This is a genomic window from Brucella tritici (genome assembly GCF_902825325.1).
Classification (GTDB): domain Bacteria; phylum Pseudomonadota; class Alphaproteobacteria; order Rhizobiales; family Rhizobiaceae; genus Brucella.
Genome location: NZ_CADEAR010000074.1, coordinates 1 through 551 on the forward strand (window position 1 = coordinate 1; position 551 = coordinate 551).

Here is a 551-nt window from a genome sequence, read left to right on the forward strand (position 1 = left end):
AAAGGCCAGTCAGGAATCTGCATAAGGCTCTTCAGCCCGTCCTGGACTTCGGTAATCACCTTCTGACTATCGTGACGAATGAGGTGTTGAGCCTCATCGACGTGCAGATAGAGAATACCTCTCGCTTTCAACTGAGTTTTCACAGCCGAAAACAGCTGGGTCTCAGTTTGCTTGGAGTTTGCTGGAAGCCCCATCGCGGACAACAGCGTGATTGCAAACCCCTTCATGGTTGATGAGCTTGATGCCTCGATACTGAGAAAAGGCGTGATGGTTTCGCCAAATTCGTTTTCTCTCTGTTGAAACTCTGCGATGTGACCACAGTGGTGTTTCAATGAATGGGATTTGCCACTCCCGGATTCGCCAATGACAAATAATGCAGTCTGCCGAGAGCCGCCGCCACCGTTCAGGTGATCATCGACGTTATCAACCATTCCTTGCAGCATATTGCGCAATTTTCTGTCGCGCGGACTTTCAAGATATGTGCCGTAGATATGTCTTTTGAGTTCTTTCAATTCGTCAGTGTTCATTGGTCCCGCCCTTCTTAAAATTCG

At 48.5% G+C, this 551-nt stretch carries 1 protein-coding gene; it reads right to left on the minus strand.

Annotation, left to right across the window (positions count from 1 at the left end; genetic code table 11):
- On the minus strand, positions 1-527 hold a 527-nt coding region (locus HWX93_RS22720), incomplete at its 3' end, for an ATP-binding protein (protein ID WP_176038821.1).
- Between the last annotated feature and the right edge of the window lie 24 nt (positions 528-551).